This window comes from Christensenella sp. KGMB01412, assembly GCF_055522415.1.
The window spans coordinates 42,735-60,005 of the sequence record NZ_JBVFVW010000012.1; the positions used below are offsets into that span (position 1 = coordinate 42,735).

Annotated in this window: 12 protein-coding genes; 10 read left to right on the top strand and 2 right to left on the bottom strand. The window is 48.8% G+C overall.

The annotated features are described in order from the left end of the window. The first annotated feature begins 63 nt into the window (after nt 1-63). The 4 genes from ACS5WU_RS13070 to ACS5WU_RS13085 all read left to right on the top strand — a co-directional run bounded on the left by ACS5WU_RS13070 (nt 64) and on the right by ACS5WU_RS13085 (nt 4,647). A complete protein-coding gene (locus tag ACS5WU_RS13070; protein ID WP_165903532.1) occupies nt 64-240 on the top strand; it encodes a YlcI/YnfO family protein in 177 nt (58 codons plus the stop codon). A gap of 65 nt (nt 241-305) precedes the next feature. Next, nucleotides 306-1,880: a response regulator transcription factor gene (locus tag ACS5WU_RS13075; RefSeq protein WP_046444520.1), complete on the top strand. Its 1,575-nt coding sequence runs from the start codon at nt 306-308 to the stop codon at nt 1,878-1,880. An 11-nt stretch (nt 1,881-1,891) separates the two neighbouring features. Beyond that, nucleotides 1,892-3,655, top strand: a complete 1,764-nt coding sequence (locus ACS5WU_RS13080; RefSeq protein ID WP_046444521.1) for a cache domain-containing sensor histidine kinase — start codon at nt 1,892-1,894, stop codon at nt 3,653-3,655. Further along, on the top strand, nt 3,652-4,647 hold the full coding sequence (locus tag ACS5WU_RS13085) for a substrate-binding domain-containing protein (protein ID WP_059109282.1): 996 nt from the start codon (nt 3,652-3,654) through the stop codon (nt 4,645-4,647). The genes ACS5WU_RS13080 and ACS5WU_RS13085 overlap by 4 nt, the downstream gene beginning before the upstream one ends. 76 nt (nt 4,648-4,723) lie before the next feature. On the opposite strand, the gene ACS5WU_RS13090 is transcribed toward ACS5WU_RS13085, so the two are convergent. Beyond that, nucleotides 4,724-5,284 (bottom strand): DUF6512 family protein, encoded by a 561-nt coding sequence (locus tag ACS5WU_RS13090; RefSeq protein WP_302761615.1) that lies wholly within the window; start codon nt 5,282-5,284, stop codon nt 4,724-4,726. 133 nt (nt 5,285-5,417) lie between these two features. Between ACS5WU_RS13090 and ACS5WU_RS13095 the strand changes: the two genes are divergently transcribed. Both ACS5WU_RS13095 and ACS5WU_RS13100 read left to right on the top strand, forming a co-directional pair. Further along, the gene (locus tag ACS5WU_RS13095; RefSeq protein ID WP_302761617.1) at nt 5,418-6,677 is read left to right on the top strand and encodes a homocysteine S-methyltransferase family protein; all 1,260 of its coding nucleotides are present in this window, start codon (nt 5,418-5,420) and stop codon (nt 6,675-6,677) included. A 34-nt stretch (nt 6,678-6,711) separates the two neighbouring features. After that, nucleotides 6,712-8,367, top strand: a complete 1,656-nt coding sequence (locus tag ACS5WU_RS13100; protein ID WP_059109279.1) for an outer membrane protein assembly factor BamB family protein — start codon at nt 6,712-6,714, stop codon at nt 8,365-8,367. A 159-nt stretch (nt 8,368-8,526) separates the two neighbouring features. Here ACS5WU_RS13100 and rlmD read toward each other — a convergent pair whose 3' ends face one another. After that, nucleotides 8,527-9,870 carry a 23S rRNA (uracil(1939)-C(5))-methyltransferase RlmD gene (gene rlmD, locus ACS5WU_RS13105; RefSeq protein WP_320606678.1) on the bottom strand — a complete coding sequence of 448 codons (1,344 nt, stop codon included), beginning with the start codon at nt 9,868-9,870 and terminating at the stop codon, nt 8,527-8,529. Between the two features lie 130 nt (nt 9,871-10,000). Here rlmD and ACS5WU_RS13110 point away from each other — a divergent pair, with 130 nt between their 5' ends. The 4 genes from ACS5WU_RS13110 (at nt 10,001) to ACS5WU_RS13125 (ending at nt 16,806) form a co-directional block, all read left to right on the top strand. Continuing rightward, the gene (locus tag ACS5WU_RS13110; RefSeq protein ID WP_059109277.1) at nt 10,001-11,164 is read left to right on the top strand and encodes a mannitol dehydrogenase family protein; all 1,164 of its coding nucleotides are present in this window, start codon (nt 10,001-10,003) and stop codon (nt 11,162-11,164) included. A gap of 201 nt (nt 11,165-11,365) precedes the next feature. Beyond that, nucleotides 11,366-12,634: a dihydrolipoamide acetyltransferase family protein gene (locus ACS5WU_RS13115; protein WP_059109276.1), complete on the top strand. Its 1,269-nt coding sequence runs from the start codon at nt 11,366-11,368 to the stop codon at nt 12,632-12,634. 163 nt (nt 12,635-12,797) lie between these two features. Beyond that, nucleotides 12,798-14,162: a dihydrolipoyl dehydrogenase gene (gene lpdA, locus ACS5WU_RS13120; RefSeq protein ID WP_046444526.1), complete on the top strand. Its 1,365-nt coding sequence runs from the start codon at nt 12,798-12,800 to the stop codon at nt 14,160-14,162. A gap of 172 nt (nt 14,163-14,334) precedes the next feature. Further along, entirely contained in the window at nt 14,335-16,806 is a 2,472-nt protein-coding gene (locus ACS5WU_RS13125) for an alpha-ketoacid dehydrogenase subunit alpha/beta (protein ID WP_046444527.1), read from the top strand. Nucleotides 16,807-17,271: the final 465 nt, after the last annotated feature.

The following is a 17,271-nucleotide window of genomic DNA, read 5'->3' on the forward strand; positions in this document are numbered from 1 at the left end:
ATTTTATAGTGCGATATTCGCTTACACTATTTATAACAGATGAAGGGGAACAGGTAGAACCATATGAAAGCTTTTGAAGTCAAAAAACCGACATCTTCCAATAAAACAATACGGATGCCCGACGAGCTGATCGGCAGGCTGGAGCAGCTGGCAAAGGAAAAGGATATTTCCTTTAACAAGCTTGTGGTACAGTGCTGTGAGTTTGCGCTGGACAATTTAGGGGAGCAGGACGAAGAATGACGCGTTGGAAGTGTGAGCGCAGGTTTTTTTAAAATGATAACGCAGCAACAAAGCAAGGGTTGGATATGTATAGAATATTAATTGTGGACGACGAGCCGCTGGTGCGGCGCGGCATCACGAAAAGTGTAAACTGGAACGAGCTGGATATTGAAATGGTAGCGGAGGCGGAAAACGGCATCGAGGCAATGGAGCAGGTGCTGGAAAACGTCCCTGATATTATTTTGCTCGATATTTGTATGCCGCGAATGGACGGACTGGAATTTGCAAGCATTGTAAAGAAGCAATACCCGAATATTAAAATCGTGATCATTACGGGCTTTGATGATTTTGAATATGCGCGCAGCGCCCTGCGGAGCGGTGTGGACGATTATATTTTAAAACCGATCACAAAGGAAATGGTTGCAGGCGTGGTACGCGCCCAGCTTGACAGAATCGAAGAGGAACGAGAGAAAAAAGAACCGGAGAAGGCAAACGACGCAAAAGCCGCGGCGATCCTCAACTCTGTTTTGAAGCAGGAGGCCCGCTCGCAGCAGGAGATTCCTTCCTTTTGCGAATATACCGGCCTTGAGGACAAGGACGTTTATTTTGTGATCATGAAGGATTATCTGGCGGATTGCAAAATGTGGAGCGAGGAAACGGACGACCAGCTGGCGGAATTTGCGATTTTAAATATCGCGGGCGAGCTTTTGCAGAGCGCGGGAAACGGCTTTGCTTTCGAGACCTATAAAAACGAGCTCGCAATGGTTATATGCGGCAACCAGAGACACAAGCTGGAGCATATCCTGACAGAGATATACGAGAATATACTTGGTTTTATTGAAATCCCCGTAGATTTTGCGATTTCAGCTGCCGGCGAATTAAAGGAGCTTCCGCGTATGGCAGAGCAGGCGCGGCAGGCACTTACATGTACGTTTGTCCTTACAGACCAGAATGTTATTTTTTATGAGGACATTATAACGCACCGGGAGTCCGAATTTTCTTATCCCGAGCAGATTGAACGTGAAATTCTGGCTGCAATGTTCGCAAACGATACGAGTGTCCAGCAGACAAATGAACAAATCAGCGAGTTTTTCAGGCGGGTAAAAGAGGTAACGCCGGATGTTGCAAAGTGTAAAAGCATGCTGCTGCGGCTGCTACTCAAAATATCCAATACGATTGAATCTGTAAACAGCAGGATGCAGGCCCAGAGCGACCACCAGGTGGTATCGTTTGATCCTGTACGGCTGCTGGAAACCTTCAATACGATGGATGAAGCGGAGATATGGCTCAAAAAGCTGTATGCGGAGACGATTGACTATGTCTCGTCCATGAAATCAAGGACAGGGCAACTATTTTTGAAAATCAAAAATTATATTGAGAAGAATTATGGGGAAAGCAGCCTGAATCTCAAAAAGTGCAGCGAGGACCTGTTCCTGAGTTCAGGATACATCAGTATGACGCTGAAAAAGAGTACCGGAAAAACATTTGTAGATTACCTCAACGAGTTTCGCGTGGAAAAAGCCGCACAGCTCCTGACGCAGCCGGAAAGCAAGGTTTACGAGGTTGCTATGGAGGTTGGTTTTACACACCAGACCTATTTCAGTTCCGTATTCAAGAAGATCATGGGAACGTCGCCCAAGCAATATAAGGAGCAGTGTTAAAGGAGGATGCAGTGAAAAGAGCGCCCATGCCCAAAAAAATATCGACGCTGATCATAATGTATTTTTCTTTATTCATGGTTGCGATTTTGATTGCAATGAGCGCGATCTCTTATTACTATTCCTATCAAAACATGAGGGAAAGGACAATCGCGGATACAACCGTGGTACTTTCCCAGGTTGGAAAAAACATCGGACGGTATATCACCAATGCAAAGGATATCACGGGGATCATTAATGCGAATACGGATATCATCGATACCCTGCAGGAGGATAAATTCTACAACGACACGCAAAAGCTGCTTGCAAGAAGGAGCTACGAGCGTTTTTTGAAGGACATCCCAAAGATTGGAGACGGAATTGTTTCTGTGTTTATCTTCGGCAAAGATAACATTCCAATCTATGTGCAGGATGGCCTTGCAATGAAAACGGATTACGACATAACGCAGGACGAGTGGTTCAAAAAGGTGCAGGACGATACGAGCGGCGAGTGTGAGATCACCGGGACAAGCGTACGCGTCATGACAAAAACAAATAACCCGTGGGTTATTTCCCTGTCGCGCCGGATTGTAGACGAGAATAATGAGGTTGTGGGGACGCTGCTTCTGGAGCTTAATTATGCGGTCATCGACTCCATACTGAGCGATATCAACCTTGGATCAAAAGGCTATGTTTTCATTGTTGACAGCAACGGGAACATGGTCTACCATCCGCAGTTGCAGCTCATATATTCCGGGCTGAAAAGCGAGAATGTAGACGCGGTATTGAAGCATTCGTCATCCACCATAGACCTTCCTGAAGAAAACAAAATGTATACGATCAGCAATGTGCCGGGGACGGATTTTTCCATTGTGGGCGTTACCTTTCAGGACGAGCTGGTGGCGACCGCGAACGAAATGAATTTGATTTATGTGATCCTTGCGCTCCTGATGGTGCTGCTTGCGTTTATTGGCTCTGTACAGCTTGCCAAGGTGATTACAAAGCCGCTCGATAAACTGGGGCTTGCCGTGAACGAGGTAGAGCAGGGAAACCTTGACGCGAACTTCAATATCCACGGGACGATTGAGGTGGAAAAACTGGGGACCTCCCTAAGCTCTATGACCAACACAGTCAAGCAGCTTTTGGAGCAGATCATGGAAGATCAGGAAAAAATACGTTCAAGCGAGCTGAAAGCGCTTCAATCGCAAATTAACCCGCACTTTTTGTATAACACGCTGGATTCGATCATATGGATTGCAGAGGATGCAGGCAACGAAAAGGTAAAGGAAATCACCATGGCGCTCGCAAATTATTTCCGCATCGTGCTTTCGTCAGGAGAGGAAATCATTACTGTTGAAGAGGAGATCGAGCACGTCAGGAGCTATCTCGTAATCCAGAAAATGCGGTATGAAAACCTTGATTTTGAGATCACAATGCAAAAGGATGTGCTGAAGCTTTATATGCCAAAGCTCCTGCTGCAGCCCATTGTTGAAAATGCGATTTACCATGGGATCAAAAACAATCCGGGCGGCGGAAAAATCAGCGTAAACGGTATGATCAGGGATGGGGAGCTGGTATTCGAGATTACGGACAATGGCCGTGGAATGCGCCCGTTTGAACTGAAAAACAGCTTTAAGAGCAGTGAAAAAAGGCGCGTTCGCCACGGAGGAGTGGGGCTTAATAATATCCGCGAACGGATCAGCCTGTATTATGGAGACCATTACGGCGTGCAAATACAGAGCGAATTCAAACGCGGGACGCGCGTAACCGTGACGTTACCCATAAAGGAGCAGAGATGAGCAAGAAAACCTATTACAGTATTATAGCGGTCATTGTTGCGGCGGTTTTCGTGATGCTCGGCGTTTTCTGGGTGAAATCGGAGGAAAGCAAGGAAAGCATAACGGCAGTGTTTGTCAGCAAATCAACGCAAAAAGGCTTTGAGTTCTGGAATCTCGTAAAGCAGGGGGCGGAGGAAGGCGCAAAGGAATTTGGCGTAAACCTTAAGGTAACCGGCCCGAATGCAGGGGACGACGCGCCGCTTTCCGAGTCGGACGCGCAGGCGCAGATCAGGCAGCTTGAAGAAGCGATCGAGCAGAAGCCGGATGTTATCCTGCTCGCGGCTGTGGATCAGGATAAGCTGCTTCCCTATGCAAAAGAGGCGATGGACCGGGGGATAAAGCTTGTCATGGTGGATTCCGGCCTGTCGGAAAATATTGAAGATTGTTTTGTGGGGACGGACAATTATGTTGCGGCGGGCAGCGTGGGAAGGCAAATGTCCCAATATATTGGAAATGAGGGAAAGGTGGCGATTATCTCTCACCAGATGATGACCTCCACGTCCATAGAACGTATCGCCGGCTTTGAGGACGCGCTTGGACGCGAAGGCGTGCAGGTGATTGGGAAATACGATATAGGAGACAGCGTCGAACTGGCATACACGACAACGCTGCAGGTGCTGGAAGAAAATCCGGATCTCAAAGGGATCTTTGCAACAAACCAGATATCTGCGGAGGGCGTGAACAAAGCGCTTCTGGAAAGCGGAAAATATGATACGGTTGCGTTCTTTGCCATCGACAGCTCAAACGCACTTAACGAGGGCATGGAAAAAGGCGCTGTAAAGGGCGTTGCAGTGCAGATGCCGTTTAACATGGGATATATGGGGATCAAGGCAGCCGTAGACCTCGCGAAAGGGAACGCGGTTGCAAAAGAGATCGATACGGGTTTTGCATTTGTGACAAAGGAAAATATGCGGCAGGAAGAAATACAAAAGCTGATTTATCCGTTTGTATAAAAGAAGGTGGATATCAAAAAAGCCCGGCAGCAATATCGTGCCGGGCTTATTTATTGGTATGGTTTTGCCTGCAGGCTTAGCCGGGGAAACCGAAGTTTCCTGTAACGGAATCCTGGAACAATGGGATTTCAGGCGGGAAAGCCGTAAAGAAAAGCTCCATCGCGAGAATTGCGGCGAACAGGATCACAATCAGCAGGAACACATTGTCGTAGTCCGTGCCTGAGGTATAAAAACGGTAAGATAAATAGAAAACGAGGATCGTAAGTACAAAAGTGAAAATGATGTCTACGATCAGGTTTTCCGTACCAAACATACCGGAATAGGTATAGAAAAAAGTAATCATCAACAGCAATATGAGCGACATGGAGAGTGTCTTGGCCGCAAAGAATTGCCGGAAATCAGGCCTTAAAATAAAGTATTCGGCAATCGAGTAAAACAGGAATGGGAAATATACAATTTTTGTGTGCTCCCATACGCTCTCATTGACAGCTGCAAAAATACCGACAAAGGTATTGTCTCCCGACCATTCAAAAAGGAAGTGGAAAACAGGCGCAAGGATACACACAATGATCGCGCCGATGATTTCGAGACGCTTCAAATCCTGATCCGGAAGGGAAAGTATGTTCCTTTGATTCATAGTATGGTACCTCCTGAAAATACTATTACATTAATAAACCGTTTGCTGCAAAAAACACAAATTTTGTTCGCATAACAAGTCTTCATGAAGTATAATAAAAGAAATGCGACAGGTGGAAAAAGGAGAGGCTGATATGGGAATACTGTCTGAGGAAATCAAAAAAAGAGTGTTGCTGTACGATGGATCCAAGGGGGTTATGCTGCAGATGGGAGGCCTTTCTGGCGGCGAGAGCGCCGAGGAATGGAATCTTTCACATCCTGAAAAGGTACGTGAGGTTTATAACGGATATATCGATGCGGGTTCGGATATCATCCAGACGAACACCTTTTGTGCAAACAGGCCGTCCCTGCAAAATCATGGGCTTGCCGAAAAACTGTATGAGATCAATTTTGAAGGGGCGCGGCTTGCGCTCGAGTGCGCCGAAGGTAAAAATGTCATGGTTGCGGCTTCTGTCGGACCGACCGGATTGTTTTTCCAGCCGGCAGGGGACATGACCTTTGAAAGCGCTGTCGGGATTTTTAAAGAGCAGCTTGTGCCGATTAAGGATGCAGGTGTGAAAATCATTAATTTTGAGACGTTTACGGATCTCAATGAAATGCGTGCGGCGATGGTTGCGGCGACGGAACTTGGAGAATTGGAAATCATTTCCAGTATGACCTTTGATGGAGGACGCACAATGTCCGGCAATACGCCGCAGGTATGCGCGGTCACATGCGGCGCGATGGGTGCGGCGCTTGCAGGTGCAAATTGCTCCGGCGGACCGGACAGCCTGTTAGAGCCGATCAATCAAATGGAACAGGTTTCAATAACGCCGCTTTGCGTAAAACCAAATGCGGGCCTGCCGGAAATGGAATCGGGCGGCGCCGTTTTCAGGCAAACGCCGGAGGATTTTGCAAAGCTGACGCCGGAATTTATAAAAGCGGGCGTGCGCCTTATTGGCGGGTGCTGCGGGAGCGGGCCGGATCACATCAGGGCAATGCGGCGGGCAGTTGACGCGGCGCAATGCGCTGCAATGCCGGCAGCGAAGAAAAAAATGCTTGCTTCACCCTATGAAGTGGTGGAATATACGCCGGATATGCAGCTCGCGGAAATGAACCTTGATGTGGACAGCGTACGGAACGGCGTCGCGGGCGGGGACTTTTTTTGCCTGATGGATGTGATACCGGCAGGCGTGGACGATGCGGATGCCATGATTCTTAATTTTGGCGGACTGAAGCCTGATTTTGATATGTGGAGCCTTGCATCCACCCTTGGTATGTTTGTGAAAAAGCCGGTCATAATAAAAGCAGGCCGGGAAATTGCGCAGGCATTCCTGCGCTGCTATGCGGGACGGGCAGGAATCCTTTGTACGGAGGAATGCCGTGGGTTTTACGGCGCGCTGGAACTGCAATAAATCAGGAACATGATTTTAAGGAGATAATAGATAGATGAAAACAAACCGCTTTATTAGGATTTTTATGATGGCGCTCGATACGGTCGTCCTGTTTTTTCTGGGACTGTTCCGCAAATTCAGTAAGGTGTACCGCTATGAAGCGACAGAACAAAATAATTTGGAGCAACAGCCGCATGCGGTGAAGGGAACCTCGCCGGAGGTGCTTGGCATTCAACCGGAGCTCGAGCTGGATGGCGAAGCGGTATCGAATTATGAGAGGCCAGATAAAATTGATTTCCCGCTGGCGTCGCCCTATACGAAGATGCAGGGTGTCGTAACCTTCCGCGGGGACAACTTTCGAAGCGGCGCAACCTACGGCACGCTTGCGGGCGCGCCCAAAAAGCTGCGGGAAGGCTGGGCTGTTACCACGGGAAGGCTGGAAAAGGGTTATGGAAAAGGATATTGGACGGGCAGCGGATGGACTGGACAGCCGCTTATTGTGCGCTGGGATGACCAACTGAAAGCGGTGATGAACCTTTATCCGCACAAAAAGGAAAAGAAGGGCCTTGTAGAAGCAATTTATTCCACAATGGACGGCAACGTATATTTTATCGATATCGAGGATGGGGAAAAGACGAGGGACGACCTCCATGTAGGGCTTCCCTTTAAAGGCGCGGGCGCCCTTGATCCGCGCGGTATTCCGCTTTTGTACCTGGGCCCGGGAGACTCGTGCGGCGATGAACCCGCGCGGGGATTTATCTACAGCCTGATCGACTGTAAAAAGCTGTATGAATTCGGCGCGCAGGATCCGTTCTCACTTCGCAAATTCCACGGATACGACAGCTCCGTACTGGTATCGGAAAGTACGGATACCCTGATTGCGCCCGGTGAAAACGGAATCATTTATACGATGAAGCTCAATACCAAATTTGATATAAAAACGGGAGAGCTTTCCATTGATCCGTCGCAGATTGTGAAGCTGCGGTACCGGACAAGCCGCTCGAGCGAGCAGAGCTATTGGCTGGGCATGGAGGACAGCGGCGTAATCTGGAAAAATTACCTTTACATTGCCGATAATGGCGGCACGATGATGTGTATAGACCTGAATACCATGAAAATTATCTGGGCGCAGGACGTTGTGGACGATACAAACGGCTCGCCGGTATTCTCTGTAGAAGATGGGGTTCCTTACCTTTACATCGCAACCTCGCTGCACTGGACGGCAAGCCGCAGATTGAAGCTTGGAGATGTGCCGGTCTTTAAGATCAATGCAATTACAGGGGAGTATGTATGGAAGCATACCTATTTGTGTAATACCGTCGCGGGTATATCCGGCGGCGTACAGGCGACCTGCGTAAACGGGAAACAAAATATTTCAGACCTGGTCATTTTCCCGGTTGCACGTACGCCCCAGGTGCGTACAGGAATCCTTGCGGCGCTCGACAAAAAAACCGGAGAGACTGTATGGGAATTTAATACCGGTAAATATGTATGGAGCTCGCCGGTTGACCTGTATGATGAGAACGGAAACGCTTATATCATAACGTGCAATTCCGTAGGAGATATGATGCTTCTTGACGGACGCAGCGGTAAGCTGATAGACAGGATAAACCTTGGCGCCAATATAGAAGCGTCTCCGGCAGTGTTTGGCGATACGCTTGTTGTCGGCACAAGGGGGCAGAAGATATATGGAATCAAAATAGAGTCCTGATTTTTTATGGAAACCGAATAATGGAAACCGAATAATGGAAACCGACAAAGCAGCTCCGGTCGTATAGTATATGGAAGGAGCTGTTTTTGGCTTGGAATACATAAAATAAGGAAACAAAAAAGAGCCGGTACCGGCAAAAGCGGGCGGGCTCTTTTTTACTTATTTGCGTTCAAGCACCGTCACGCACTCCACGTTAGTGGTTTGCGGGAACATGTCGACAGGCTGGACGACGCCGGCACGGTAACCAAGCTCTTCAAAGAGCGCGAGGTCACGCGCGAGCGTGGATGGGTTGCATGACACATAGCCGATTTTTGGAATCCCGGAATTTGCAAGCATCCTGACCACTTTTTCGTCTAGGCCTTTTCGTGGAGGATCGACAATTACTGTGTCGATTGTTTCCGATTCCAGTATGGAGGGCAGCAGCTTTTCCGCGTCTCCCGCGAAAAATTCTGCGTTTTCAATACCGTTAAGCCTCGCGTTGAATTTTGCGTTCAGGATGGCCTGTTCTACGATTTCCACGCCGATTACCTTTCCTGCCCGCTGGGCGGCACACAGCGAGATTGTACCCGCGCCGCAGTAAAGATCGAGGACCGTGTCCGTCTTGCATAGCGAAAGCTGCTTGAACAGGGTGTTATATAAAACCTCCGCCTGGACGGAATTAACCTGCAAAAAGCTTTCCGCACTGATTTTGAAATCGAGTCCGCACAGGGTTTCGAAGATATGGTCCCTGCCGTGTATACAGATGGATTTTTCACCCATGATCACATTGGTTCTTTGCTTATTGATACTTAGCATAATCGATTTGACCTGCGGGAGAACGAATTCAAACAACATGATAAGATGCGACCGGTGCGGGATATCCTCGCCGTTAATGCACAGCACGAGCATAATATCGCCCGCTTTGTTTTCGCGCAACACAATATGCCGCAGCAGGCCGGTATGCGTTTTTTCATCATAAATAGATATGCCGTTTTTAACGATCCAGACGCGCAGCTGGGACATCACGATCTCCAGATTATGCGGCTGTATCTTGCAGTCGTCCACATCCACAATGCGGTGCGAATGCCTTGCATAAAAGCCGATATCCACATTCATGCCGTTCTGCCGGAGGGGGAAGGCCGCCTTGTTGCGGTAGCGGTATTCCTGCCGGTCGGGGAGCGGAAAATTGACCGGCACACAAAGGCCTGCGATACGCTCCATGCAGCTTAATACATGGTTGTGCTTAAAGGTCAGCTGGCCCGCGTAGGAAAGATGCTGCAGCGTGCAGCCGCCGCATTTGCCAAACACATGACAGGGAGGTTTCACGCGCATAGGGGAGGGCTCTGTAATTTCCTCCAGTTTGCCGACTCCATAATTTTTTTTGAGCGCGATCATCTTGGCACGAACCGTTTCGCCGGGAAGCGCCCCGTCCACAAATACGGCAATGCCTTCGTGGTGCCCGATGCCCTGGCCATCTGTGCCGATGTCATCGATCATAAGGGTAATAAAATCATTCTTTTTCATAAAAAATATTATACCAAAATCAAACGGAATATGATATAGTAAGTACTGATGATTTATAACATATTTTGTGAATAATTATCACAAAATAGACGAATAATATGTGAGTAAGAGACAAACCGGAGGGATCACAATGAAAAAAGCAGTTATGTACGGTGCGGGCAACATTGGCCGCGGATTTATTGGAAAGGTGCTTTCTGAAAGCGGATATGAGGTATGCTTCCTTGATATCGTGCCGGAAGTAATCGACGCATTCAACAAAAATCACGAATACAGGGTGCACATCGTTTCCAATGATGGAGATCATTACGACGTGGTAAAGAACGTGGAAGCGGTAAATGCGAACACGCCGGAAGCGGCAGAGCGTATTGCGGACTGCGACCTGATGGCGACAGCGGTAGGCGTGAATGTACTCCCATACATTATTGACAATATTGCAAAGGGCATTGCGCTTCGTATGGAGCGCAGCGGAAAACCGCTTAATATCATCCTTGCCGAGAACCAGCTGAACGCAGATCAGATTATGCGTGATTACATTTATGAAAAGCTAAACGATGGGCAAAAGAAATGGGCGGACGAAAACCTGGGGCTGGTGGAGGCGTCTATTGGGCGCATGGTGCCGCCGCTCACTCCAGAGGAACGCGCGGCGGATCCGCTTGCAATCGCAGTGGAGCCCTATGCGCTGCTGCCGGTGGACAGCGACGCTTTCCGGGGCGGCATACCGGACCTTGCAGGCCTTGTGCCATATTCACCGTTTGGCTTCTACATCAAAAGAAAGCTGTTTATCCACAACATGGGACACGCCATGTGCGCGTACTTTGCATGGCAGAAGGGCTATGAGTACATCTGGCAGGCTGTGCAAGATCCGGAGATCAGGAAAATGGCAGAAGCGTCCATGAACGATACGGCAAATGCGCTGCACAAGCAGTACGGCGTTCCGCTCAGCGAGATCACAGACCATGTACAGGATTTGCTGACAAGGTTTGAAAACAAAGCGCTTAAGGATACGGTTGTGCGTGTGGGCGGAGATCCGGTACGCAAGCTCCGCAAGGACGACAGGCTTGTTGGCGCTGCGCTTTATTGCCTTGAATACGGCACGAAGCCGGAAGGAATCGTGAAAGGAATCGTCGCGGCATTGCACTTTAATAATCCGGATGACAAATTTGCCGTGCAAATTCAGGACGATTTAAAAAAGGATGGCCTCGATGCGGTGATTGAAAAATATATGGGAATTGCGGCTTCGAGCGAGCTTGCAAAGATGATCAAAAAGGAATATGCGGCAGGTTCCGAAAAATAGCTGTTTTTTGAACGGTTATTTCTGCGAAAAAGTCCCATAATCCATTGACAACAGCAGTGTAAATTTGTTACAATAAGCACATAAAAATGTTAAATTTTAACATGGTTATGTGCTTATTTTGTATTTGGATGATTTTTAACATGAAAAGTTAACATTTATTAAATGTTTTAACAAATTTAGAGCTTATGGAGGTAATATTCGATGGCAACAGCGGTAATTATGCCAAGACAGGGACAATCTGTTGAAAGCTGCATCATCACAAAGTGGAACAAAAATGTGGGTGACAGCGTAGCCGAGGGCGATATCCTGTTTTCGTATGAAACAGACAAAGCGTCCTTTGAAGAAGAAGCAAAGGTTGCGGGGACGATGCTCGCGATTCTGGCGGAAGAGGGCGACGACGTTCCGTGCCTTGAAAATGTATGTGTGATCGGCGAACCCGGCGAGGACGTTTCGCAGTTTGCGGCGGCGACAACAGTAGACGGCGGCAGCGAACCGGCAGCGGCGCCGGCACAGGAGGAAGCGCCTGCGGCAGCGGCAGCACCTGCGGCACCTGCGGTGGCAGCGACCGGCAGCGTTGCGCAAGGCGATTTTGTAAAGATTTCCCCGCGCGCCAAAGGCATTGCGGAAAACCAGATGCTCGATTATAAGCAGGCGGTACCCACAGGCCCTAACGGCAGAATTATTGAACGCGACATTCTGGAGCTTTCCAAAAATGGCGGCGCAGCGGTTGTAGCGGCACCTGCGGTTGCACAGGCGGCAGCAGCGGCACCTGCGGCGGCATACGAAGATGTAAAGCTTGCGAACATCAGGAAGGTGATCGCAAAATCCATGCACGCATCCCTTTCGGAGATGGCGCAGCTTACGCACTCCTTCTCGTTTGATGCAACGCAGATCATGGCTTACCGCAAAATCGTCAAAGAGAACGCGGAAAAGATGGGCCTTGCAAACATTACCTTCAACGATATCATCCTGTTTGCAGTTTCAAGGGTTCTTCTGAACCACAAGGACCTCAATGCGCATTTCCTGGGCGACAAGATGAGATATTTTACGGACGTAAACCTTGGTATGGCGGTAGATACGCCCAGAGGGCTTCTGGTTCCGACGATTTTCGGCGCAAACAAAATGTCGCTTAACGAGATTGCGATTGCAGCCAAAGACCTTGCAAAGCAGGCGCAGGAGGGAACGATTTCCCCGGATTTGCTTTCGGGCGCGTCCTTCACGGTATCCAACCTTGGCGTATTTGGCGTAGAGCACTTCACGCCGGTTATCAACCCGCCGCAGACGGGCATCCTCGGTGTGAACAACATCCAGACAAAGCTCAAGATGGTGGATGGCGAAGCGGTTCCGTACCAGGCGATGGGAATTTCCCTCACGTACGACCACAGGGCGCTCGACGGCGCGCCGGCGTCGCGTTTCGCACAGGAGCTGTGCAAAACACTGGAAAATTTTATGGCATTGCTTGCTAAATAAGTGTCAGGCAGTCCGAAACTCCGCAATACGGTGTCAACGAAAATTTACCGCTCGGTTACGTATGCCATCAATACGCGCCCTCGCGTAAATTTACCGTTTCCTTGTCTTGCGGAGCTTCAATCCAGCCTGGCCTCGGTGGTGTGAAAGACTTTGGAGGTTATTTATGAGTTATGATTTGGTAGTTTTGGGCGGCGGCCCTGCGGGTTATCTTGCCTGCGAAAGGGCTGCGCATGAAGGCTTAAAAGCAGTATTGATTGAAAAGAGAAACGTAGGCGGCGTGTGCCTGAACGAAGGCTGCATCCCGTCAAAAACATTCCTGTATTCCGCAAAGCTGAAGGACGGCGCGGAGCATGGCGACAAATACGGCGTTGTATGCAAAGGCATCGAGATCGACCATAAGGCGGTTGTTACGCGTAAAAACAAAGTCGTGAAAATGCTCACCGGCGGTATCGCGGCAACACTCAAAGGCCTTGGCGTTGAGTGGGTGAAGGCAGCGGGCGTAATCAAAGGCAAGGGCGCGGACGGCTATGAAGTGGAAGCCGACGGCAAGGTATATGCAGGAAAACGCCTGCTGATCGCAACGGGCAGCGAGGCGGCTATGCCTCCGATCGACGGCCTGCGCGACCAGTACGAAAAGGGCTTTGCACTCACAAACCGTGAAATTCTCGACATCGAGAGCGTTCCGAAGAAGCTTGTTGTAATCGGCGGCGGCGTGATTGGCCTTGAGATGGCAAGCTATTTCAACTCTGCAGGCAGCGAAGTGACTGTGATCGAAATGCTCGACCAGATCGGCGGGCCGATCGATGCGGACATCGCAAAGCTTCTGAAAAAGAATTACGAGGATAAAGGCATTACCTTCAAAATGGGCTGCAAGGTCACAAAGATCGAAAACGGCGCTGTCGTTTACGAAGAGGCCGGTAAATCCCAGAAAGCGCAGTGCGATAAGACGTTGGTCTGCATTGGCAGAAAGGCGAATACGCAGGGAATCGGACTGGAAAACATCGGCGTACTCATGGAGCGCGGCGCAGTTGTGACGGACGAGCATATGAAGACCAATATTCCGGAAGTATACGCCGCAGGCGACGTGAACGGCAAGTCTATGCTTGCGCATACGGCATACCGCGAGGCGGAAGTTGCAATCAATAATATGCTTGGTAAAAAAGACAAAATGACATACAATGCGATTCCGGGCGTGATTTACACGAATCCTGAGGTTGCAGGCGTTGGCGAAACAGAGCAAACCGCAAAGGCCAAAGGCCTTGATGTTACGGTGAAAAAGGTTCCGATGCAGTTTTCAGGCCGTTATGTGGCAGAGAACGAAGGCGGAAACGGCTTTGTCAAAATTATCGTTGACAATAAATGGAATAAAATTGTGGGCGTGCACATGATCGCGAATTATTCTTCTGAAATCATCTGGGGCGCGGACGCTCTGGTTGCAAAGGAAATGCCGATCGACCAGATCAAGAAGATCGTATTCCCGCATCCGACCGTATGCGAGATCATCCGCGAAGCGATTTGGCAAATCTGAGCGGCGCATCCTGAATTTTGATTGCGCCGGTGCAGGCCGCGATGAACGCTGGGTTCTATCCCGCACTGCGCCGCCGTAAAAAAATCCAGCCTGCATCCACTCATCTTTTTCCAAATAGCAGATGAGATGAATTTAGTAATTATTTAAGTGTCAATATAAAAGGAGAAAAACAATGACAAAAAGTTTGGTAATTGATCCGAAGAAAATGAGAAAGCCGGGTAAGATCACCTTCAAAGATATTCCGATGAATGTGTATCAAAAGTCGGTTAAGGATGAAGTGAAAAACTTTACCAAAGAGCAGTTCAAGAACATCTACAGGGATATGTGGGTTGTTCGTGAATTTGAGACGATGCTGAACATGATCAAAACAACAGGACAGTACGAAGGCATCGAATACAACCATCCGGGCCCGGCTCATCTTGGTATCGGGCAGGAAGCGGCTTACGTAGGACAGGCGTTTGAGCTTGGCATCGAAGACTTTACCTTTGGTTCCCACAGGAGCCACGGCGAAATCCTTGCAAAGGGGATGTCCTCCATTGAGAAGCTGAGCGACAAAGAACTTGAAGACATCATGGAAAACTTCTTTGACGGCGAAACATACGCTGTTGTAAAGGAGCATACGCAATATAAAAATATCAAGGACATGGCAAGGGAGTTCCTGCTTTACGGCATGATCGCAGAGACATGGGGACGTCAGACAGGCTTCAACAGGGGCCTTGGCGGATCGATGCACGCGTTCTTTATTCCGTTTGGCATCTTCCCCAACAACGCGATCGTAGGCGGCAGCGCGCCGATTTCTACAGGCGCTGCGCTCTTTAAGAGAGTAAACCAGAAGCCGGGCATGGTCGTTTGTAACATCGGCGACGGCTCTATTGGCTGCGGACCGGTTTACGAATCCATGAACTTTGCTTCAATGGATCAGTTCAACAAACTTTGGGACGACGAACACAAGGGCGGCCTCCCGATTATCTATAATGTTTGGAACAACAGCTACGGCATGGGCGGACAAACCTGCGGAGAGACCATGGGTTATGAAGAGGTTGCGCGCCTTGGAGCAGGCGTAAACCCGCTCGAGATGAATGCTGAGCGTATCGACGGTATGAACCCGCTCGCAGTGATCGACGCATATCGGCGCAAGAGAAAAGTGATTGAAGACAGGAAAGGCCCGGTGCTGCTGGATGTTGTTACCTACAGGATTTCCGGCCACAGCCCGTCAGACTCTTCTTCCTACAGGACGAAGGAAGAGATCGCTATGTGGGAAGAGATCGACTCCATCAAGGTGTTCGGACAGCAGATGGTCGAAGCCGGCGTTGCAACGGAAGAAGAGCTCAAGGAAATCGAGCTTGGAATCAGGAAAGATATGGTTTGGGCAGTTAAGCTTGGTAAGGACGAGACAATCTCGCCCAGAATCGATCTTGAAAAAGATCCGAATGCGATTGCCGATATGATGTTTACAAATCTCGAAATCCCGAGCATGGATACGACAAGAAAGCCGGACGTGCTGATGCCCAAGGAAGAGGATCCGCGTGTTCAGAAGCTTGCGAAAAAGGTCAGAAGCGCTTACGATGAAAACGGTAAGCCGGTTTCGAAGAACAAAACATACCAGATCAGGGACGCGATTTTTGAAGCGACCATCGATAAATTCTATCAGGATCCTACGTTTATCGCTTACGGCGAAGACAACAGGGATTGGGGCGGTGCATTTGGCGCTTACGGCGGACTTACGGAAGCAATTCCGTATCACAGGTTCTTCAACTCCCCGATTTCCGAGGCGGCAATCGTTGGTACGTCTGTTGGTTATGCAATGGCAGGCGGCCGCGTAATGTCCGAGCTTATGTATCTTGACTTTATCGGCCGCGCGGGTGACGAAGTGTTCAACCAGATGTCCAAATGGCAGGCAATGAGCGGCGACGTTCTGAAAATGCCTTTCGTCCTGCGCGCATCCGTTGGTTCCAAATACGGCGCACAGCACTCTCAGGACTGGTCCGCACTGTGCACGCACATCCCGGGACTCAAGGTTGTGTTCCCGGCCACTCCTTACGACACAAAGGGCCTGCTGAACGCAGCGCTTAACGGAACAGATCCGGTTATCTTCCTGGAAAGCCAGAGAACGTATGACTACGGCGAAATGTTCCAGAAGGAAGTGCCGGCGGAATATTATGAAGTTAAGATCGGCGAGCCGGATGTTAAGAGGGAAGGAAAAGACCTCACAATCCTTTCTGTTGGCGCGACGCTGTACAGGGTAACAAAAGCGGCGGACATCCTCCAGGAGAAATACGGTGTTTCCGCAGAGATCATAGATGCGCGTTCGCTCGTTCCGTTCAACTATGAGAAGGTTCTGGAATCTGTGAAGAAGACAGGCAAGATCATTATCACGGGCGACGCCTGCGAGAGGGGTTCGCACCTCAAAGACTTTGCACAGACGATCAGCGAGCTGGCGTTTGATTACCTTGACGCTCCTCCGATTGTTGTTGGCGCTAAGAACTGGATCACGCCGGCGCACGAGCTCGAAGAATACTTCTTCCCGCAGCCGGAATGGATTGTTGACGCGGTACATGAGCGCATCATGCCTCTGCCGGGCCATACATGCACATCAAACCAGACAGAGCTGCAACAGCTTGAAAATGCGAAAAAAGGTGTCTGATCAGGTTAACAAAACAGATAAAAAGCGGTATACGAAAGTATACCGCTTTTTTTATAAAATTTTATACGAGAAAATAACAGGTGCAAGGCTTAAAACGGCCGTTTTTGACAATGCAGGTAAACGTCCAAAGGTTTCCCGCATCTGTTTCATAAGACAGAAATAAATCACTATTTAAAAATTTGTGCTTATTTTCCAAAATAAAAAATAGAAAAAGGTATTGACAAAAAAGTGGAATCGTTTTATTATTTAGCTAGATGGTAAAACGATTTAACTAATATAACATCAAGATATACAATCAGTTGCACAAAGATAATACAGAATATTCACGAAAAAACATAAAATATAAAAACAGATAAAAACCTGATTTATTTGACAAAAGTTAATGGGCGTTTTTTGTTAGATTCTTGCTATAAAATGGTTGGGTTGAATCATGTTATAAAGATAAAACGATTTAATGAATAAAAG

Bases quoted from the DNA above. Each gene is read 5' to 3' on its own strand.
- ACS5WU_RS13090 (WP_302761615.1), bottom strand. From the start codon at position 5,284: ATGAATCAAAGGAACATACTTTCCCTTCCGGATCAGGATTTGAAGCGT.
- ACS5WU_RS13125 (WP_046444527.1), top strand. From the start codon at position 14,335: ATGACAAAAAGTTTGGTAATTGATCCGAAGAAAATGAGAAAGCCGGGT.
- ACS5WU_RS13075 (WP_046444520.1), top strand. From the start codon at position 306: ATGTATAGAATATTAATTGTGGACGACGAGCCGCTGGTGCGGCGCGGC.
- rlmD (WP_320606678.1), bottom strand. From the start codon at position 9,870: ATGAAAAAGAATGATTTTATTACCCTTATGATCGATGACATCGGCACA.
- ACS5WU_RS13110 (WP_059109277.1), top strand. From the start codon at position 10,001: ATGAAAAAAGCAGTTATGTACGGTGCGGGCAACATTGGCCGCGGATTT.
- ACS5WU_RS13100 (WP_059109279.1), top strand. From the start codon at position 6,712: ATGAAAACAAACCGCTTTATTAGGATTTTTATGATGGCGCTCGATACG.
- lpdA (WP_046444526.1), top strand. From the start codon at position 12,798: ATGAGTTATGATTTGGTAGTTTTGGGCGGCGGCCCTGCGGGTTATCTT.
- ACS5WU_RS13095 (WP_302761617.1), top strand. From the start codon at position 5,418: ATGGGAATACTGTCTGAGGAAATCAAAAAAAGAGTGTTGCTGTACGAT.
- ACS5WU_RS13070 (WP_165903532.1), top strand. From the start codon at position 64: ATGAAAGCTTTTGAAGTCAAAAAACCGACATCTTCCAATAAAACAATA.
- ACS5WU_RS13085 (WP_059109282.1), top strand. From the start codon at position 3,652: ATGAGCAAGAAAACCTATTACAGTATTATAGCGGTCATTGTTGCGGCG.
- ACS5WU_RS13115 (WP_059109276.1), top strand. From the start codon at position 11,366: ATGGCAACAGCGGTAATTATGCCAAGACAGGGACAATCTGTTGAAAGC.